The following is a 19,264-nucleotide window of genomic DNA, read 5'->3' as shown; positions in this document are numbered from 1 at the left end:
TTCATCATGTCTTCGAACCACCACTCGCACAAACGCGATTTCGCGGCCGATACGCGCCTGCTCAGGATTTCATTGATCGCGGTGATCATCGGCGGTTGCGGCACCCTGGCGGCCTATGCCCTGCTGAACCTGATCCGGCTATTCACCAATCTGTTCTTTTATCAGTCGCTGTCCTTCGCCGTGCGTTCGCCAGCCGGCAACCATCTGGGCTTGTGGGTAATTTTGCTGCCGGTGCTCGGCGGCTTGATTGTCGGCCTGATCGCGCGTTTCGGCTCCGAGAAAATCCGCGGCCATGGGATTCCTGAAGCAATCGAAGCAATCCTGTTCGGCAAAAGCAAGATGTCGGCCAAGGTGGCCATACTCAAGCCGCTGTCGTCCGGCATCGTGATCGGCAGCGGCGGCCCGTTTGGCGCGGAAGGTCCGATCATCATGACCGGCGGCGCCATCGGTTCGCTGATCGCCCAGCATTTCCACCTGACGGGAGCCGAACGCAAGACCCTGCTGGTGGCCGGCGCCGCAGCCGGCATGACTGCCGTATTCGGCACGCCGGTGGCGGCAGTGCTGCTGGCGGTGGAATTGCTGCTGTTCGAATTGCGGCCGCGCAGCCTGCTGCCGGTGATCGTCGCCTGCGCGGTAGCCGGATTCACCCGCCCGCTGCTGCTGGACGCCGGTCCGCTGTTTCCATTGCAGACGCCGGAAATCGGCCCCAGCGCGCTGTTCTCCTGCGTCGTCGCCGGCATCCTCGGCGGCGCCTTGTCGGCATTGATGTCGACCGCCTTGTACCGGGTCGAGGATCTGTTCAGCAAATTGCCGATCCACTGGATGTGGTGGCCCGCGCTGGGCGGCATCGCAGTAGGCATAGGCGGCTATTTCGAGCCGCGTGCGCTGGGCGTCGGCTACGATGTCATCGGCGATCTGCTGAACGGCAACCTGCTCATGCAAGTCGCCTTGAGCCTGCTGCTGGTGAAAGCGGTGATCTGGGTCATCGCGCTCGGCTCCGGCACCTCCGGCGGCGTATTGGCGCCGCTGCTGATTATCGGCGCCGGCCTCGGCACAGTGCTGGGGCCATGGCTGCCGGGCGGCGACGCCCATCTGTGGCCGCTGGTGTGCATGGCCGCGGTCCTGGCCGGCGTGCTCGGCGCACCGCTTACCGCAGCGGTCTTCGCCTTCGGCCTGACCCACGACACCAACGCCCTGCTGCCGCTGCTACTGACCACCGGCGTCGCCTACGGCTTCACCGTCCTCACCATGCGGCGCTCGATCATGACCGAGAAGATCGCCCGCCGCGGCTACCACATCTACCGCGAATACGGCGTCGATCCGCTGGAACGCCAGCACGTGGATGAGGTCATGACGCATGCGACAGTGGCAATCCCCGCCAGCCTCACCATCGCGGAAACCCTGGAGCGCTATTTCGGCGCGCAGCAAATGCATCGCTGCTACCCGGTGGTCGATATCGAGTACGGTTTGCTGGGAATGATCGAACGCAGCAGCTTCGGCCCGCAAGCCGATGGCAGCAACCCACTGACGACCTTGTTCAATCCGGGATATCTGGAGCAATCCGCCGCCCTGGTCGCGCTGCCGTCCGAGACCTGCCGCATCGCGGCGGCACGCATGGCGACGCATCACCTGGAGCGGTTGCCGGTAGTCACCGATCTGCAAAGCCGCCGCCTGATCGGCATCATCAGCCGCAGCGACCTGATCAAGCCGTCGCGGCTGTTTTTCGATGAAGAGCAAAAACGCGAGCGGCTGTTAAGCTGAACCGGAGGAAGTCCATGGACCCAGCGATGTATTGGCTGGAAGGATTTGCACGCGAAACGGCGGCGGCCAGTCAACCTGGATGCCTAAGAGCTTGCTGCGTGCGATGATCGGGATCTTGTTGAGCGGCCTGATTGCTGTAGATATGGCTTCCAATGCAGCAGCGGAATGCAGGGCAGCCTACTCAAAAAGGAGGCCGATCTTAAGCGTTGGCGCGCAAGAAGCTCTTGACCGCGTCGGCAAATTCATCGGGCAACTCGTCATGGATAGTATGGCCGGCGGCAAACTCCAGATAGCTGCAATTGGGATGATTAGCCAGCATCCACTGGCCATCTTCCGTTCGCATGTCCCTGCTGCGCATACCGTGCAACAGCAGCGTAGGGCATTGCAGTTGCAACCAGTCGCCTGACCAGTCACCAGTCACGGCATGCTGGGAGCGGGCTATCCAATGCGGGTCGAACCGAAAGCCCCAGCCATCGTCATATTCGCAAGCGCTATCCAGGAAATATCGGTCACCGCTTAGCCCCTTGTCCGCCAGCAGTTCCAGCAAATCGGACAAGCTGGCGTAACGATGCGGCCAGTCGACCGCGAACCCGACCATGGGGGAGACATGCACGCCGATATCTTCCACCACCAATGCACTAACCATATCGGGATGCTGAGCTGCGAATTGGTAGGCATTTACGCCGCCAAGCGAGTGCCCCAGCAAAAACAGCGGGCGTTCCGGGCTTAGATGCCTGACCAGGTTGCGTATGTCCTTGACATAGGCGCCCCTGGAGCAATCTTCAGGATGCTGACTCCAGCCATGGCCGCGCTGGTCCAAGGCCACCACGCGATAGTCCTGCGCCAGCGCCTGTGTCAAAGGCGAAAAATTGCGGGCGCAGCCAAAGTGCCCATGCATTGCCAGCAATAACGGCGCATCGATGCCGGAATCGAGGTAAGACAGGCGGACGCCATCGCTATCAAAAGTAAATCTTTTCATGCTCAAATATTTTCAGGGCATTAAACCGTTTTGAGTCTACATTATTTTTTGAATTATCAATCTCCGCTGACATCCCCATATAAAAAGCCGCTCATTGGCAGCTTGAATCGATGCTGGGGCTACCGTCATGCCGCGGGCGAGCTGGGGCAGCCGTCAGCGCCCGGCATGCCCAAGCGCGTCAACCAGCGGCAGTGGGTTCGATTCCCGCCGCTTCCACCATTAAAAACCGCCCCAGACCACCATGACCTTGTACATATCAGGGCTGAAAAAACTGCGAGGTCTGACGATGGCTGAAAAGGTCTCCATTTTCGCCCACGCCTTGGAACAGGCCGTCCCTTTTTTGATTTTCAGTCGTCATACAAAATAGACAAGCGCCATTTGCTGCGATGTCAATGTCAAAGTCAATGAGACAGAGAGGGAAGCTCACACCTCATCTATTTGTCAGATACTCAACAAAAATATAGAATGCGCCAGCTCATCGCGAATGCGAGAAGCACTCAAGGAGGTTGCCCGATGCGGGCTCCAAAAATAATACTAAGAAAGGCAGCAAATAAATGAAATTATGTAATAGCGCATTACGAGGCGTCACAGGTATTGTCATATCGATCGCTTTCCTATCCGGCTGCGCGATCAATATGAAAGTGCCCATTAAAGATCCGGTTTCGTCCACCGGGACGTATGACAAAACAAACTCGGTCCCCGAGACGACTTTATTATTTAAGGATGACCAATCGGAGTCTGACAAGGCGCAGATTCTAAGCGGCACGATTCCAATGCAAATGGTTTACCAGGACAAACCATTTGATGCGGTCCCCTGGATTGCCAAGCAGACAGTCAAGGAAATGAATGCCCGCAACCTGCCGGTTAAACTGGCAGCAAATGGAGAAAATGGTACTGGCATTCTGATCAAGCGCATTCATATCGAAAATCATCGCGTCAGCGGATTTTCGCCCTTCGTGACATTCACATCTTTGCGCGCCGACGTCGAGACCGCTGACGGACCGCAGCGTGTTACGGCTTATATCAAGCGCGCCAAAGTGCCGGTATGGAGCTTCGACGAAATAATCGATCCAACCTATAACGATTCGCTGTCGCTCCTGATCAAGGAACTGGCCGCCAAGATCAACCAAAAACTGTTCCATCAGATGGCAAGCAATGAAACAGTCACAGCATTAATCGACAAAATCAACAAAGAGGGAGCAGCGCAGAGCGACTCCTATCTGGACGTCTATCAGCTTGGTTTTAGCAACAATCCGATTGCCGTACCAGAACTGGTCAAACTGAGTTCAAACGCAAATGAATATGTTCGACTTGCAGCCCTTTCGTCGCTGGGCATTCTAAAGGCAACCGATCAACTGAAATTTCTTACTGACCGTTACGAATCAACTGCCGGCATATGGCAAGACCGTGCTATGGCGCTGAAAGCGATTGGCGATCTGGGAACACCGGAAAGTCAGGCCTATCTGCAAAAACAGCGGGAAAATTTCAAGAATAAGACTGACAAGGAAGCGCGCTGGACAAACGATATCATCGCGTTATACATGTAATTAGTCATTCGGCTTTCGGTATTCTCGACATGATCTACTTTGATATTGTCGACAGCGATTTGATTGATCGTTGTTTGTATTGATGAAAAAACCTCTGGGAATTTTTGTTCTCAGAGGTGTGTTTGACAAAGAAATGCCAGCGGACCTATCTGGCGCGCTGCAAGACAACAGGCAAGCGGCTCATGCTATTTTTGGCGGTATCTCCGTCTTCGGAAAAAGGCAAATCGAACTGCAAGGCGATGAAGTCTGCGCCAAAATGAAAACGGACCAGCTACTAAGCAAGTAGCTGGTCCGTCTTTTTATTGGTTGCGAGGGTAGGATTCGTCCGTTATATACCGATACGACTTAAATGATGACTGTGCTCACTGCGATGCTGCCACAGTTATTGATTTGCGCGCAAACCGTTCAAATTACAAGGACACTTGCAAAAGGTGTCGGGGCCATGCATGCATTCAAAATTTCTCAGCTCGTAGGCCAATAGCTCGTAAACTTTAGTATTTTGCGCCCTCACAACCCGTCGTCGCTATTTCAAAAAATGAAGCCGTTCTTAAAGTGACAATTTTTGACCGCCGACGAACATTTATTTGTAGTATCTGTTTTTGACTTTGTAAGCGCAACGGTGCTTTCTGGTCGTGGCACAAATGTTGCCTTAAGGAATTTTTTATTTTCGACGGACACGAGCAATGCCTTTCTCCCCTCTTCTAACTAAGCGTCATTCACTGGCTGCCGCCGCCCTCTCATTGCTGTTGTCCGCCTGCGGCGGCGGCGACGGCGCCAATAGTTCCAGCACGTCCAGCACAGCCGTGGCTCCCAACCCGGGAACGTCGACCGTACCGACACCCCCCGGCACTGCAACGACACCGACTCCGCCGGCTGCGCCACCCGGCACTGCGACCACGCCGACTCCGCCAGTTGCGCCACCTGGTACAGCGACGACGCCGACCACGCCCGTTGCTAGCGGTACGCTGTCACTGAACAGCATTGAATTGGCCCAAACGCATGTCATTCCCCCAGCGGGCCGTACGATCAATACCGCCAATGGCAAAAGCCGGACCTTGAATTTGCTCGCCAACCGAGCCGCGTTGCTGATGGTCGAGCCGACCACGGCAGGCGGCAGCATTCAAGTCGAGATAGCAGGCGGCAACCTCGGCAGCCTCGTTCTGAATACGCCTGACAAATTGCCGGCAACGGATAACGGCATGCCCAGCTATTCATCCAGCAAATACAGCGTGCTGTTGCCTAAAGAGTGGATACAACCGGGAACCACGTTGAAGATCACCCGCGGTAATGAGGTGAGCACAGTGCCATTGACCGTAACCGCCGGCGTCAATCTGAAAGTGAGAACCGTACCGGTCTTTTTCTTCGGCGCTACTCGCGCTATGACAGACGCAAATCACGAACAATTAGGGATGGATGGGAGCAGCATCGCCCTGGACTATGCCCAGGAAATTCCTGCGGCAACAGTGGAAGGCGTAACTTCAGGGGATCTGCCGTTCATGGATTTCGTCCTGCCTCCCACCGGCACTGCGGCTGCGCAAGCCTATTCTTCTTTCGCGGCGGCGAGGAGTTCTCCTGGCGCGGACGGTTATGTGCTGATGGGGCAGATGCTCAGCGTCCTTCCCGAATTGCGCAGCGTGACTGCAAACAATGACGGCAATCTGAATGTCGCCTATTGGGCGCCAATGGTGCTGGAAGATCCTCTCACCGGAAAACTCATCGGCATGGGCGGCGGCCTGACCAGCGTGGGCGCCGGAAATGCCGATGGCGATTCCGACAATTATGGCGGCATCTTCGTCCATGAGATGGGCCATGGCTACGGCATGTCGCACGCAGGCGACATGTACAACAGCGGCACGTTTCCCTATCCTGGCGGCAGTTTGTCGGGATCAAGCTGGGGTTATGACGCAATTCGCAATCAGCTGCTGTCTCCAGTGCTGCCGGCCTTGCCATGCAAATCCAGCGGCCGCCAGCTGGATGCTGCGGGACACTGTTATCGGCAAGACCCGATGCAAGGCGGCAGCGGCGACCATCCAGCGGGCTATCGCTGGAGCATGTTTGCCGATTACAGTAGTGCGCTGATACAGGGATGGATGAGCAGTCGTATCGTTTATGATCCGGCCGCGGCTAGCGGTGCATTCCGCTTTAGCAGCTGGTCGGCAGCCCAAGGCGCATACGTCGACGCCAGCTCCACAGTAAGTCAGTTGCAACGAGATATGCTAGGCAACCAACAGGTAGTCACCGTGATGGGCAACATCTCCAAAACCGACGCCACTCTGAATCGCCTGGCGGTAAGCACGGCAGGCCAGGGAAATATACCTCACACCTTTGATCCGACCAGCCAGTCTGATTGGGATCAAATGAAGTTGAAGTACGCGAACTACTGCCAAAATACAGGATGCGACTATACGCTGCGCGCGACGTTTGCCGATGGAAGCACGCAAAATGTATTGCTGCCAAAGGGCTATCATCAAAACAACAGCAATACCGTGAATCCGAATTCGGGCAACCCGCTTAACGGCGCAAGTTTCATCCGATTCGCCGTCAACTTCAGCGCTGCCAAAAGCCTGGCGCGACTGGATTTGTATGTGACGGAGTTTGGCGCCAAACCTGCCTTTAGTGCAGTCAATGCGGCCAATCTGGTCAATCCGATTGCCAGCTGGGTCACGCATTGATAGGAGGGTGGTATGGATTCGAACTGATCTATCCAAGGCGTCACAATAAGCGCGCTCGTATCTGACGTGAGGCACAACGCGCGCAACAACAAGCAGCTTGAGTCTTTACTTCCCAGGTCCAGTCGCAGGGATTCACTTCAAGGCAAACAAGCGCTTTCATTCAACCAAGAAAGGCTGGCACAGTTGGGGGAAGAAATAAAACGAATGGTGGAAGCAATTGCACCCGCTGGCATCTCACCGGCCCTCGCATCTCGCCTAAAGCTAGCTGAAAAAGAGCGCGTCGCGGTTCAGCAATCCATTGAAACTGATGCTAAAGGTCAAAAAGCACTGGCACCGGATATTGCTCGCCTGTTCAATGAAATGCTAATGGACCTATCTAGCGCGCTACAAGACAACGGGCTAGCCGCCCATGTTATTTTGCGGAGCATCTTCGGAAAAATGCAAATCGAACTGCGAGGCGATGAAATCTGCGCCAAAATGAAAACGGACCAACTACTAAGCAAGTAGCTGGTCCGTCTTTTTTTGGTTGCGGGAGCGGGATTTGTACGTTATCTACCTATCCGGCTAAAGTAACGCGCTGCCCTACGGGCGCAGTGGCATTCGAATTCCAAAATTTTAATTTTCTATCTTCTATTTCACCACCACCTTTCCTCTCATCGTCGGATGGAAAGAGCAAACGTAAGGGAACACACCTCTCTCAGTCGCCTTGAATTTCCAAGAGCGACCGGAAGCAATTTCCTTCGAATCGAAACTGTGATTTTCCGCCGTCACCGTATGAGGAAAGGCATCTTTGTTGGTCCATGCAACCGTGTCGCCTACATTGACTTCGATGACCTCCGGCGAGAATTTCATGCCCTCGATGACGATAGCATGGTGCACGGGTTGGGCCCCGGCATCTGCCCCCAAAACCGCGCCGGCGCATGCGCAAAGCAGCAACGCTAAAGCAATCCGCCGGCCTCGTCCGCCGGCGCAATTTGAGAAGATAGACATATCGAGCCTCTATTTCATATACGCTTGAATTTCTTTAGCGTGCTGCAAATGGGCATCGATTGCCGGCCGGACTTTCGTGATCAGATCTTTCAGCTCGGCATTCTGGGCGCTGGGCAGGAGAGTCTTGTCAATCGCATCCAGGACCGCCTGGTGATAAGTAACTTCATTGTCGACATAGGCCTTGTCGAACGCTTTTCCGCTTAGCGTACCGAGATGCTTCAGGTTCGCCACGCCGCCGTCTTTCAAGCTCTTGCTGGTCGCGCTCTCTTCCGGCGTGACATGCAGCTTGGTGACCAAAGCCGTGGCTTGCTTATTGACACCGGTATGATCGGTGATCATGCGCTGCGCAAATTCTTTGACTTCCTTGTCATGCGATTTCGATTTGGCCACCATGCCGGCATTGATGTCCACTGTATTGGCCGCCACCACGATCCCGGCAATCTGCGCATCGTTCGGCGCCGCCGACTGCGCTATGGCTACCGCAGCTCCCAACGTCAATATGCTTGCGACCAAGGCGTTCATTATTGTGTTCATTTGAAACCTCATCGTCAGGTTAAAACTTCAGAATAGCTATATTAAACACTTTGTAAAGCCTTTTATGTTTTAAGTAGGTCTGGCATAATAAAGATGAGTTTCGCGGATGCAAGTTGAAGGACGCAAATGATTGACATGATAGGAGTGCGGCACAGGGAGTTCCTTGAGCTGCTGATCAAAAACAAAGCGGGCCTGACGGTTGATAATTTATCCAAGGCGCTGGGCATCACGCGCACAGCGGTCAGGCAGCACCTGGCCACGCTGGAAGCAAGCACGCTTGTAGCGAAGAGCACTACCCGGCCTTCGGGAGGACGTCCGGAGCAGCTGTATGTGCTGACCGACAAGGGAAATAGCTCTTTTCCTCGCCAATATTCCTGGTTTGCGCAATTACTGATCGGCATGCTGGAACAGGAAATCGGCGAAAAAATGGTCGGCGAACGCCTGGCCGCGATGGGTGGGAAAGTTGCGGAACAATTGCGCGCCAACCACGCAGAAGGAGAAAACCTGTCCGCCAAAGTGCAGAATCTGGCTGCGATCATGGAAGAGCTTGGTTACAGGGTCAATCGCAATGCCCAGGCCAATATAAAAGGCATTCCGATTATCGAAGCCGACAATTGCGTGTTCCACGATCTGGCAAGCAAACACCCTCAAGTGTGCCGGTTTGACCTCGCCCTGCTCTCCACCTTTACCGACAGCAAAGTCGTGCATGAAACATGTATGGTGAAGGGCGCGAATGCTTGCCGCTTCAGATTTGATAAGGACACACCAGAGCAGATGCCGACGGATTTTTCTGAGTAACGCTCTCAGAGAGCGCCCCAAATCCCTTGGTCGGCAAACATTGATTTTCACTTTGTTAGGCAGATAGCCTTGCAATTAGCTAAAACTGGCTCTCAATTTCAACTAATGATTCACGCTGTCTGAGGTCGGCGGGCTAGTGGCACCAGATATTGCCCGCCTGTTCAATGAAATGCTAATGGACCTATCTAGCGCGCTACAAGACAACAGGCCAGCCGCCCATGTTATTTTGCGGAGTACCTTCGGGAAAATGCAAATTGAACTGCGAGGCGATGAAGTCTGGGCCAAAATGAAAACGGACCAACTACTAAGCAAGTAGCTGGTCCGTCTTTTTTTGGTTGCGGGGGCAGGATTTGAACCTACGACCTTCGGGTTATGAGCCCGACGAGCTGCCAGACTGCTCCACCCCGCGTCTGAATATAAAAAGCCTTAAGCGTATTCCACTTAAGGCTTCATGCGTAAGAATGGCTTTGACTGCTTGCCTTCTTACTGTAACTGGTTGCGGGGGCAGGATTTGAACCTACGACCTTCGGGTTATGAGCCCGACGAGCTGCCAGACTGCTCCACCCCGCGTCTGAAGAATGAAAGTATATAACGTATTGCACTGCAATGCAACAGATACCGACAATTGCATTAAGAAAGCATATGGGGATTGGCCGATGCTAAACTCCTCAACTACCCTGTTATGCTAGACATTATTCCCAATCAACCCGATCAGGAACCCGCTTCCCGACCGTTCAAACTAATTACCGGTGTCTATGAAATTCTGTTCCGAATGCGCGCATCCCGTCAGCCTGCAAATCCCGCCGGACGACAACCGCATGCGTTATGTCTGCGGCAATTGCGGCGCCATTCATTATCAAAACCCGAAAATGGTGATCGGCTCGATTCCGGTCTGGGAACGGAATGGCGAATTGCGCGTGCTGCTGTGCAAACGCGCGATCGAACCGCAATACGGTTTCTGGACCTTGCCCGCCGGCTTCATGGAAAACGGCGAGACCACCGGCGCCGCGGCGCAGCGCGAAACCGAGGAGGAAGCCGGTGCGCGCATTCAGCTGCACGAACTGTTCTCCCTGCTGAACGTGCCGCATGTGCACCAGGTGCACCTGTTCTACCGCGCCACTTTGCTCGATACCGATTACGCCGCCGGCACCGAAAGCCTGGAAGTCGCCCTGTTCACGGAAGCTGAAATCCCGTGGGACGATATCGCCTTTCCGACCGTCGAGATCACCTTGCGCGCCTTCTTCGCCGACCTCAAAAAAATCCGCCAGGAAGGCGGTCATTTCAGCTTGCATACGCAGGATATTTTCAAACCCATGCGCCCAGGCCTGGCGCCGAAATAACGCATACTGCTGGAGCCGCCATGATCCCCTGGCTTGAGCTGGACAGCCCATTTCCCGACGTCAGCACTGCCCTCACCGAGGAGGACGGCGCCAGCGGCTTGCTGGCGGCGGGCGGCGACCTGTCGCCACGGCGCCTGCTGGATGCCTATCGCCATGGCATTTTCCCCTGGTTCTCGGAAAACCAGCCGATTCTCTGGTGGAGCACCGATCCGCGCATGGTGCTGTGGACCGAACGCTTCGCCATCTCCGCCAGCCTGCACAAGACCTTGCGCAAGGTGCATCGCAGCATGCACTCTCCCCATGGCGACCGCCGCTGGCAAGTGCGTTTCGACTTTGCCTTCGAGCAGGTGATGCGCGCCTGCGCAGCGCCGCGGCGCGACGGCGCCGGCACCTGGATTTCGGAAGATATCGTGACCGGCTACCGCGGCTTGCACAAACTCGGCTACGCCCACTCCTCGGAAGTGTGGCTGGACGGCAAACTGGTCGGCGGTGCTTACGGCGTCAGCATCGGCCGCATGTTCTACGGGGAATCGATGTTTACCCGGGTCAGCGACGCCTCCAAGATCGCCCTCGCCTATCTGGTGCATTTCCTGCGCCGGCATGAAGTCGGCATGATCGATTGCCAGCAGGAGACCGGCCACCTGGCGTCGCTAGGCGCGCTGCCGATCCCGCGCAGCGAGTTTCTGCAGCACTTGCGGCAGGCCACCAACCATCCGCAAATCCACCACTGGCAGCCGCTGCCGCTGTTTCACGATTAATCAATTGCAAGTCCTTATGCAAACTGGAATTACGGTGTAAATTACTAGTGTCAGTACCGCAATGAAAGTGCTACTTTACGTTTATCCAGCGAGACATCCAAACGAGATGAACACTAAAGATTCAGATCAGCCGGAATGCATATGACGCACTTAAAAGATCTGCCATTTTCAACGCTGCAGTTTTACGCCACAGCGCCCTATCCGTGCAGCTACCTGGAGCACCGCCAGGCGCGCTCGCAGGTGGCGACGCCGTCGCACCTGATCAACGCCGATGTCTATTCCGAATTGGTGAAGAACGGTTTCCGCCGCAGCGGCATTTTCACCTACCGCCCCTATTGCGACGGCTGCCAGGCGTGCACGCCGGTGCGCACGCTGGTGGCCTCGTTCCAGCCCAACCGCAGCCAGCGCCGCGCCTGGGAGCGCCACAGCAACCTGACCACGCTGGTCACCAACCTGGCCTACGTCAACGAACACTACGACCTCTACCTGCGCTACCAGACCGCACGCCACAGCGGCGGGGGCATGGACCAGGACAGCCGCGACCAGTACGCGCAGTTTCTGCTGCAAAGCAAGGTAAACACCCGGCTGGTGGAATTCCGCGAAGCCGACGGCACCTTGCGCATGGTCAGCATCATCGATGTCCTGAATGACGGCCTGTCATCGGTTTATACCTTTTACGATCCCGACGTCCCCGGCGCTTCCTACGGCACCTACAACGTCTTGTGGCAGATCGGCCAGGCAAAACAGCTGGGCATGCCCTATGTCTACCTCGGCTACTGGATAGAGGAAAGCCCGAAAATGGCCTACAAGGTCAACTTCCAGCCGCTGGAAGCGCTACAGCAAGGGCAATGGAGTGCGTTAGAATAGCCGCCGCGGATCGCGGCGCGCGCAAGCTTGGCTTGCGGCGCTGTCTTTTCGCTAATTTCCCCTCAATCCGCACCCTTTTTTACAGCTGCCCCTATCGTGCCCGCCAAACTCCTGTACGCCTTTGCCCGCCCCGCCCTGTTCTCCCTCGATCCGGAAGCCGCCCATAATCTGACCTTGCCGGCCCTGCGCCGCGCTGCCGCGCTGGGGCTGACCTCGCTGCTGGGCAAGCCCGCGGCCGATCCGCGCACCGTGATGGGGGTCACCTTCCCCAATCCGGTCGGACTGGCGGCTGGGCTGGACAAGGATGGCGCCTACATCGACGGCCTGGCGGCGCTCGGCTTCGGCTCGATTGAAATCGGCACGGTGACGCCGCGCGCCCAGCCCGGCAATCCGAAGCCGCGCATGTTCCGCCTGCCTGCCGCCAACGCCATCATCAACCGCATGGGTTTCAACAATGGCGGCGTCGACGCCTTCATCGCCAATGTCCAGGCCTCGCGCTTTTACCAGGAACGCCAGGGCGTGCTCGGGCTGAACATCGGCAAGAATGCCGACACGCCGATCGAACGGGCCGCGGAAGACTATCTGTATTGCCTGGCAAAGGTCTATCCCTACGCCAGCTACGTGACGGTGAACATTTCCTCGCCCAACACCAAGAACCTGCGCCAGCTGCAAGGCGCATCCGAACTCGATGCCCTGCTGGCGCAGCTGAAGGAAACCCAGCAACGGCTGGCGGACCTGCACAAGCGCTACGTGCCGATCGCGCTGAAGATCGCGCCGGATATCGATGCCGAGCAGATCAAGACCATTGCCGACGCCTTGCTGCGGCATAAGATCGACGGCGTCATCGCCACCAACACCACCATCAGCCGCGACGCCGTGCGCGGCCTGCAGCACGAAAACGAAGCCGGCGGCCTGTCCGGCGCGCCGGTGCTGGCCCTGTCCACCAGCGTGGTGCGGCAGCTGCACGGCGAACTGGGCGACGCCCTGCCTATCATCGGCGTCGGCGGGATTTTCAGCGGCGACGATGCCCAGGCCAAGATCGCTGCGGGAGCATCGCTGGTGCAACTGTATAGCGGCTTGATCTATCGCGGCCCTGCACTGGTGCGCGAATGCGCGGCGGCGCTGCGCCAGAAAAGCTGACGCCAGCGAGGTAGCGCTCTGAGCGCTACCGGAGAAACATAAAATCGCCGCCGTCCCTCATCAGGCATCGTCCGGCTTCACTTCCGATTTACGCGGGCGGCGGCTGCGCGCGGCGGGCTTGCGGGGCGCTTTTACCGGCTTGACCGGTGTTTCCTCCGGTGGCTGAAGCGGCGCTTCGACAGCTGCCGGCGCCTCCGGCGCAATATTGAGATCCTGCGCGACGATTTGCGGCACAGCCGCTGCGATTTTCTTTTCAGCTGGCTTGCGGCCTCCGCGTCCCTTGCGGCGGGCTTCCGGTTTGGCGCCGTTCTCTTCAGCTTCAACCGCAGCCGCTGTCGCCACGACTGCTGTGGCTTCAGGCATTGTGGGTTGCGGCGCTTCCGCCGGCTGTTCCGCCGCGACTTCGCCGGCAATCGTGGCGCCGCTATTGCTGCCACCATTGCTGCTACTGCCGCCACTACTCCGATACACGTAAGTCCCTGATTTCTCATCACGGCCGAATTCGAGCAGACCGCGTGCCTGCGCTTCTTCCAGCAAATTGCCGAAGGCGCGGAAGCCGTAGTATGACTCGCTGAAATCGGGCTTGCGCCGCTTGATCGCCTCTTTCAGCACGGAAGCCCAGATCTTGCCGCTGTCGCCGCGCTCGGATACCAAGGCATCGAAAGTCTCGACCGCCATGTCGATCGCCTGGTTCTTGCGCGCCTCCAGCTCTGCCTTGCGGCGCTTTTCTTCATCTGGCGAACGCTTGGCTGCCGGCTGCGTTTCCCGTGTACCGCGCCTGGCGGCTGTGCGCCGGCTTTCACGGACCAGGTCGTCATAAAAAATGAATTCATCGCAATTGGCGACCAGCAGGTCGGAAGTCGATTGCTTGACGCCGACGCCGATCACTTGCTTGGCGTTCTCCCGCAGCTTGGAGACCAGCGGCGAGAAATCGGAATCGCCGCTGATGATGACGAAGGTATTGACGTGCGACTTCATGTAGCAAAGATCGAGTGCGTCCACCACCAGGCGAATATCGGCTGAATTCTTGCCTGACTGGCGCACATGCGGGATTTCGATCAGCTCGAAATTGGCCTCGTGCATGGTGGCCTTGAATTCCTTGTAGCGCTCCCAGTCGCAATAAGCCTTCTTGACGACGATGCTGCCCTTGAGCAGGAGCCGTTCCAGCACCGGCTTGATGTCGAATTTTTCGTATTTTGCATCGCGCACGCCGAGCGCGACGTTTTCGAAGTCGCAGAACACTGCCATGCTGAGGTTTTCCGGGGATGAGGCCATAAATTTATTGTTTTCCAATGAGGGGCGGGCTTGAGGGGCTGGGCTTGACGGGCTGGGCTTGAGGGTTGGCTTGATCATCATGCGCTACAGCGGACATCCAAGCCATCGATTATAGCCAACAATGCAGGGCAGATGAGCTGCGGCAGGCGGCAGGCGCCCTGTACGAGTTACCCACAGAAATTGTGAACATGCCTGTGGATAACTCCATCGCCTGACGATCAAGTCATTGATCTATATGAGTTTTCTGCCGCTGGTACGGAAACACGCAAAAAAAAGCCCGCCAGGCCTTGCGGCAGCGGGCTGAATCCGAACCTAGAGAGGGATTCGGAGGAGACAGACGAATCGTAGCGCCCCAATATGACGGCAGCGTGACCTGGGCGCCGCCGGCCGTTGTTTAGAGCAGGTTCTCGGATCAGGCGATCTTCAGGACGCGCTCTTCAAAATCCACCTTGTGCACGCTGCTGCCGGCGCCGTGCGGCTCCGCATGCAGCGCTTCGATGATGTCCTCGCGCTTCAGCTGCGGCGCAAACTGCAAGATGAAATCGTAGGTATACGACCGCAGGTAGGCGCCGCGCCGCACTGCCAGCCGCGTCACGTTGGAGGCCAGCAGATGCGATACATCGATCGTGCGCAAGCCGTTCTGGCTGCTGTGCTCGGTCGCCATCGACGCCACCAGGCCGATCCCCAGCCCCAGGGCCACATACTGCTGGATGACGTCGGAATCCATCGCCGTCAGGACGATGTCCGGCGTGATGCCTGCGGTGCGGAAGGCATCGTCGATATGGCCGCGGCCGGTGAAACCGACGTCATAGGTGATCAAGGGGTAGGCAGCGAGGTCCGCCAGGCTGATCGGCCCTTCGACCGCCAGCAGCTGATGGCCTTCCGGCACCACCAGCACGTGGCTCCATTCATAGCAAGGGAAGGAAATCAGCTCCTTGAACTGGGTCAGCCCCTCGGTGGCGATGCCGACATCGGCCTTGCCCGAGATGACCCAGTCGGCGATATGTTCCGGCGAGCTTTGCTGCAAGGCGATGCGGACATCCGGGAAACTGGCGCGGAAGCCCTGCACCACGCGCGGCAAGGCGTAGCGCGCCTGGGTATGGGTGGCGGCGATGGTCAGGGTGCCGCTGGTTTCGCCGGAATATTCCTGGCTGGCCTGGCGCAGGTTTTCTGCTTCCTGCAGCAGCCGTTCGACGATCTTCAGGATGCCCTTGCCGGGATCGGTCAGGCCGATCAGGCGCTTGCCGTTGCGGATGAAGATATCGACGCCGAGCTCTTCTTCCAGTTCGCGGATCTGGCGGCTGACGCCGGGTTGCGAAGTAAACAAGACATTCGCCACTTCAGTCAGGTTGAAGCCGCAACGGGCGGCTTCGCGGATCGAGCGTAATTGCTGGAAATTCATTCTATTCTCCTTAGCGGATGGAAGGCTGATCGACGAACACCTGCAGGCGGCGCGGACGCACCAGCAGGGTTTCGCCATCTTTCAAATTGAGTTGCTGGAAGCGTTCGCTGGAAATCACGGCTTCGATCAGGCCGGCGTCGCCGTTGTCGCTGCGATCGCGGCGCTGCAGTTCCAGCTGCGCCAGCGGACCGATGGCGTGGGCGCGCTTGAGCTGCACCACGATGCCCTCGCCGCCTGCGCTGTAGCGGTCGATCTCCAGGTCATGCGGGCGCACATAGCCGATGCCTTGCGCATCGTCTGCCTCGGCATGGTCGGGCGCGGCGAAACGCATGCCGCCGCTGTCCAGCACGCCCTGGTGCACACGGCCGTGAAACAGGTTGACGTTGCCCAGGAATCCATACACGAAAGGCGAAGCCGGATTGTCGTAGACCTGCTGCGGCGCCCCTGTCTGCTCCACATTGCCCTTGTTCATCAGCACGATCCGGTCCGCCACTTCCAGCGCTTCTTCCTGATCGTGGGTGACGAAGATGCTGGTGACATGCAGCTCGTCATGCAAGCGGCGCAGCCAGCGCCGCAGTTCCTTGCGCACCTTGGCGTCGAGCGCGCCGAACGGCTCGTCCAGCAGCAGCACGCGCGGCTCCACCGCCAGCGCGCGCGCCAGGGCGATGCGCTGGCGCTGGCCGCCGGACAGCTGCGGCGGATAGCGGTCGGCCAGCCAGTCCAGCTGTACCAGTTCCAGCAGGCGCGTCACCTTGTCGCGGATCGCGCTTTCGCTAGGGCGCTGGGGGCGCGGCTTGACGCGCAGGCCGAAGGCGATGTTTTCAAAGACGGTCATGTGCTTGAACAAGGCGTAATGCTGGAACACAAAGCCGACCTGGCGCTCGCGTACATGGCGCGAGGAAGCGTCTTCGCCCTCCAGCAAGACCTGGCCGCTGTCCTGCGCTTCGAGGCCGGCGATAATCCGCAGCAAAGTGGTCTTGCCGCAGCCGGACGGCCCCAGCAGCGCGGTCAGTTCGCCGGTCGGGAACTCCAGCGACACATTGTTGAGCGCGACAAATTCGCCGAAACGCTTGTTGATATTGCTTACCTGGATGCTCATGCCTGCTCCTGTCCTGATTGTTGTGCCGGCTGATGCAGCGGCTGATGCAACAACGGCACCGTTTCCCGCAAACGCCATTCGATGAACGATTTCAGCGCCAGCGTCAGCAGCGCCAGGAACGCCAGCAATGAAGCCACCGCAAAGGCGGCCTGGAAGTTGTATTCGTTGTAAAGGATCTCGACCTGCAAAGGAATAGTGTTGGTCTCGCCTCGGATATGGCCGGACACCACCGACACCGCGCCGAACTCGCCCATGGCGCGCGCATTGCACAGGATCACGCCGTACAGCAGGCCCCACTTAATATTAGGCAAGGTCACATGGCGGAAGGTCTTCCAGCCGGATGCACCCAGCACCAGCGCAGCCTCTTCCTCTTCGCTGCCCTGCGCCTGCATCAGCGGAATCAGTTCGCGGGCGACAAACGGAAAGGTCACGAACACGGTGGCCAGCACGATGCCCGGCACGGCAAACAGGATCTTGATGTCATGCTCGCGCAGCCATGGGCCGAACCAGCCTTGGGCGCCGAACAGCAAGACATAGATCAGGCCGGAAATCACCGGCGATACCGAGAACGGCAGATCGATCAGGGTCAGCAGAATGTTCTTGCCGCGGAATTCGAACTTGGCGATGGTCCAGGAAGCGGCGATGCCGAACACCAGGTTGAGCGGCACGGCAATCGCCGCCGTCAGCAAGGTCAGCTTGATGGCGCTGACCGCGTCCGGCTCGACGATCGCCGCCAGATACGCTTCCCAGCCCTTCTTGAAGGCCTCGGCAAATACCGACAGCAGCGGCACCACCAGGAACAGGGTGAGGAACAGCAGCGCCACGCTCATCAGCAGCGCGCGCACCCACAGCGGTTCCAGCGTTGCGTTCGGCACATGAACAGGTTCGCCGCGCGGCTGCAGCCTGGCGCTCGGCGCTGCCTGCGCATTGACGACGGTAGCGGCGGCTGGATTGAAATTGCTGGCGCTTGCGCTCATGTCAAGCTCCTATGCTTGCGCAGACTGGCCGCGCTTGCGGGTCCAGGCTTGCAAGACATTGATCGCCAGCAGCAGCAGGAACGACACTGTCAGCATGACAACGGCGATCGCGGTGGCGCCGGCGTAATCGTACTGCTCCAGCTTGGTAACGATGAACAAGGGGGTAATCTCCGACACCATCGGCATGTTGCCGGCGATGAAAATCACTGAGCCGTATTCGCCGGTGGCGCGAGCGAAAGACAGGGCGAAGCCGGTCAGCAAGGCCGGAAAGATCGTTGGAAAAATCACCCGGGTAAAAGTCTGCCAATGATTGGCGCCGAGGCTGGCGGCCGCTTCTTCCAGCTCTTTCTCGGCATCTTCCAGCACCGGCTGAACGGTACGCACCACGAACGGCAAACCGATGAAGGTCAGCGCTACCAGCACCCCGAGCGGGGTAAACGCGACCTTGATGCCGAGCGGTTCCAGATACCGGCCGATCCAGCCGTTGCTGGAGTACAGCGCGGTCAGGGCGATGCCGGCCACCGCCGTCGGCAAGGCAAACGGCAGGTCGACCAGGGCGTCGATCAGCTTCTTGCCGGGGAATTCATAGCGCACCAGCACCCAGGCCACGATGCCGCCGAAGAATGCATTCAGCAGCGCTGCCAATAAAGAGGCGCCGAAAGTCAGGCGATAGGAAGCCATCACCCGCGGCGAAGTGACCGCGGAGATAAAACCATCCCAGCTCAGGGTGAAGGTTTTGAGGAATACGGCCGACAAGGGGATCAAGACGATCAGGGCCAGGTAGAACAGCGTAAACCCGAGCGACAGGCGAAACCCGGGCATCACGCGAAACGGCGCGGCGGGCCTGGCAAGGTTGTTAACTGGAAAAGCGGCGGCGGTCATGCATCGTCCTCTTATTACAAATACGGCTAAAGAACGATGATATTCGCATCGGATTGTTATAAAGAGAACGAACTTTTTTGCATGTACATAGAATCAATTTGCATAAGAGAAATACCGGATATCGCAGTTCAGCACATATTTCATTGCTTTTGAGGCAATTCAAAATCGCCCGAATTTTCCCGCAAAACCGCCTTTTGCGGGGCTAGCCGCCCCTCAGGCTGCCAAAAGCGCGAAAAACCCGAT

Annotated in this window: 19 protein-coding genes and 2 tRNA genes; 10 read left to right on the top strand and 11 right to left on the bottom strand. The window is 57.7% G+C overall.

Annotated features, from left to right (window positions below; all coding sequences use genetic code 11):
- Positions 1-6 precede the first annotated feature (6 nt).
- A complete protein-coding gene (locus tag KHU30_RS20045) occupies positions 7-1,761 on the top strand; it encodes a chloride channel protein (RefSeq protein ID WP_211444369.1) in 1,755 nt (584 codons plus the stop codon).
- A 199-nt stretch (positions 1,762-1,960) separates the two neighbouring features.
- On the opposite strand, the gene KHU30_RS20040 is transcribed toward KHU30_RS20045, so the two are convergent.
- Positions 1,961-2,740, bottom strand: coding sequence for an alpha/beta fold hydrolase (locus tag KHU30_RS20040; RefSeq protein WP_211444368.1), 780 nt, complete (start codon positions 2,738-2,740; stop codon positions 1,961-1,963).
- Between the two features lie 554 nt (positions 2,741-3,294).
- Here KHU30_RS20040 and KHU30_RS20035 point away from each other — a divergent pair.
- Entirely contained in the window at positions 3,295-4,287 is a 993-nt protein-coding gene (locus KHU30_RS20035) for a HEAT repeat domain-containing protein (RefSeq protein ID WP_211444367.1), read from the top strand.
- A gap of 82 nt (positions 4,288-4,369) precedes the next feature.
- A complete protein-coding gene (locus KHU30_RS20030) occupies positions 4,370-4,573 on the top strand; it encodes a hypothetical protein (RefSeq protein ID WP_211444366.1) in 204 nt (67 codons plus the stop codon).
- Between the two features lie 426 nt (positions 4,574-4,999).
- Here the strand turns inward: KHU30_RS20030 and KHU30_RS20025 are convergent, their stop codons facing one another.
- Complete coding sequence (locus KHU30_RS20025; RefSeq protein WP_211444365.1) at positions 5,000-5,269, bottom strand: hypothetical protein; 270 nt, start codon at positions 5,267-5,269, stop codon at positions 5,000-5,002.
- Between the two features lie 73 nt (positions 5,270-5,342).
- Between KHU30_RS20025 and KHU30_RS20020 the strand changes: the two genes are divergently transcribed.
- Entirely contained in the window at positions 5,343-6,959 is a 1,617-nt protein-coding gene (locus KHU30_RS20020) for a M66 family metalloprotease (protein ID WP_211444364.1), read from the top strand.
- Positions 6,960-7,163: 204 nt separating this feature from the next.
- Positions 7,164-7,466: a hypothetical protein gene (locus KHU30_RS20015; RefSeq protein ID WP_211444363.1), complete on the top strand. Its 303-nt coding sequence runs from the start codon at positions 7,164-7,166 to the stop codon at positions 7,464-7,466.
- Positions 7,467-7,589: 123 nt separating this feature from the next.
- On the opposite strand, the gene KHU30_RS20010 is transcribed toward KHU30_RS20015, so the two are convergent.
- Both KHU30_RS20010 and KHU30_RS20005 read right to left on the bottom strand, forming a co-directional pair.
- Entirely contained in the window at positions 7,590-7,949 is a 360-nt protein-coding gene (locus tag KHU30_RS20010; protein ID WP_211444362.1) for a cupredoxin domain-containing protein, read from the bottom strand.
- Positions 7,950-7,958: 9 nt separating this feature from the next.
- Positions 7,959-8,471 carry a DUF4142 domain-containing protein gene (locus tag KHU30_RS20005; RefSeq protein ID WP_230427488.1) on the bottom strand — a complete coding sequence of 171 codons (513 nt, stop codon included), beginning with the start codon at positions 8,469-8,471 and terminating at the stop codon, positions 7,959-7,961.
- Between the two features lie 138 nt (positions 8,472-8,609).
- Here KHU30_RS20005 and KHU30_RS20000 point away from each other — a divergent pair, with 138 nt between their 5' ends.
- Positions 8,610-9,281 carry a helix-turn-helix transcriptional regulator gene (locus KHU30_RS20000; protein ID WP_211444360.1) on the top strand — a complete coding sequence of 224 codons (672 nt, stop codon included), beginning with the start codon at positions 8,610-8,612 and terminating at the stop codon, positions 9,279-9,281.
- Positions 9,282-9,613: 332 nt separating this feature from the next.
- Here the strand turns inward: KHU30_RS20000 and KHU30_RS19995 are convergent.
- Positions 9,614-9,690, bottom strand: a tRNA-Met gene (locus tag KHU30_RS19995).
- A gap of 84 nt (positions 9,691-9,774) precedes the next feature.
- Positions 9,775-9,851: transfer RNA gene (locus KHU30_RS19990), tRNA-Met, on the bottom strand.
- 185 nt (positions 9,852-10,036) lie between these two features.
- Between KHU30_RS19990 and KHU30_RS19985 the strand changes: the two genes are divergently transcribed.
- From KHU30_RS19985 to KHU30_RS19970, 4 genes are all read left to right on the top strand, one after another.
- On the top strand, positions 10,037-10,621 hold the full coding sequence (locus KHU30_RS19985; protein WP_211444359.1) for an NUDIX hydrolase: 585 nt from the start codon (positions 10,037-10,039) through the stop codon (positions 10,619-10,621).
- Between the two features lie 20 nt (positions 10,622-10,641).
- On the top strand, positions 10,642-11,379 hold the full coding sequence (gene aat, locus KHU30_RS19980; RefSeq protein WP_211444358.1) for a leucyl/phenylalanyl-tRNA--protein transferase: 738 nt from the start codon (positions 10,642-10,644) through the stop codon (positions 11,377-11,379).
- Between the two features lie 141 nt (positions 11,380-11,520).
- Positions 11,521-12,246, top strand: a complete 726-nt coding sequence (locus KHU30_RS19975; protein ID WP_211444357.1) for an arginyltransferase — start codon at positions 11,521-11,523, stop codon at positions 12,244-12,246.
- A 96-nt stretch (positions 12,247-12,342) separates the two neighbouring features.
- The gene (locus tag KHU30_RS19970; RefSeq protein ID WP_211444356.1) at positions 12,343-13,386 is read left to right on the top strand and encodes a quinone-dependent dihydroorotate dehydrogenase; all 1,044 of its coding nucleotides are present in this window, start codon (positions 12,343-12,345) and stop codon (positions 13,384-13,386) included.
- 60 nt (positions 13,387-13,446) lie between these two features.
- Here KHU30_RS19970 and KHU30_RS19965 read toward each other — a convergent pair whose 3' ends face one another.
- The 5 genes from KHU30_RS19965 to cysT form a co-directional block, all read right to left on the bottom strand.
- Positions 13,447-14,661 carry an NYN domain-containing protein gene (locus KHU30_RS19965; protein ID WP_211444355.1) on the bottom strand — a complete coding sequence of 405 codons (1,215 nt, stop codon included), beginning with the start codon at positions 14,659-14,661 and terminating at the stop codon, positions 13,447-13,449.
- A gap of 412 nt (positions 14,662-15,073) precedes the next feature.
- Positions 15,074-16,063, bottom strand: a complete 990-nt coding sequence (locus KHU30_RS19960; RefSeq protein WP_211444354.1) for a CysB family HTH-type transcriptional regulator — start codon at positions 16,061-16,063, stop codon at positions 15,074-15,076.
- A 10-nt stretch (positions 16,064-16,073) separates the two neighbouring features.
- Positions 16,074-17,162, bottom strand: a complete 1,089-nt coding sequence (locus tag KHU30_RS19955; RefSeq protein ID WP_211444353.1) for a sulfate/molybdate ABC transporter ATP-binding protein — start codon at positions 17,160-17,162, stop codon at positions 16,074-16,076.
- Positions 17,159-17,992, bottom strand: coding sequence for a sulfate ABC transporter permease subunit CysW (gene cysW / locus KHU30_RS19950; RefSeq protein ID WP_230427501.1), 834 nt, complete (start codon positions 17,990-17,992; stop codon positions 17,159-17,161). Before cysW ends, KHU30_RS19955 begins: the two co-directional genes overlap by 4 nt.
- A gap of 156 nt (positions 17,993-18,148) precedes the next feature.
- On the bottom strand, positions 18,149-19,021 hold the full coding sequence (gene cysT / locus KHU30_RS19945) for a sulfate ABC transporter permease subunit CysT (RefSeq protein WP_211444352.1): 873 nt from the start codon (positions 19,019-19,021) through the stop codon (positions 18,149-18,151).
- Positions 19,022-19,264 lie beyond the last annotated feature (243 nt).

It is taken from the genome of Collimonas humicola, from assembly GCF_018304945.1.
Taxonomy (GTDB): Bacteria; Pseudomonadota; Gammaproteobacteria; order Burkholderiales; family Burkholderiaceae_D; genus Collimonas; species Collimonas humicola.
The sequence above is the reverse complement of the archived record's forward strand: the minus strand, read 5'-3'. Positions and strand labels throughout refer to the sequence as shown.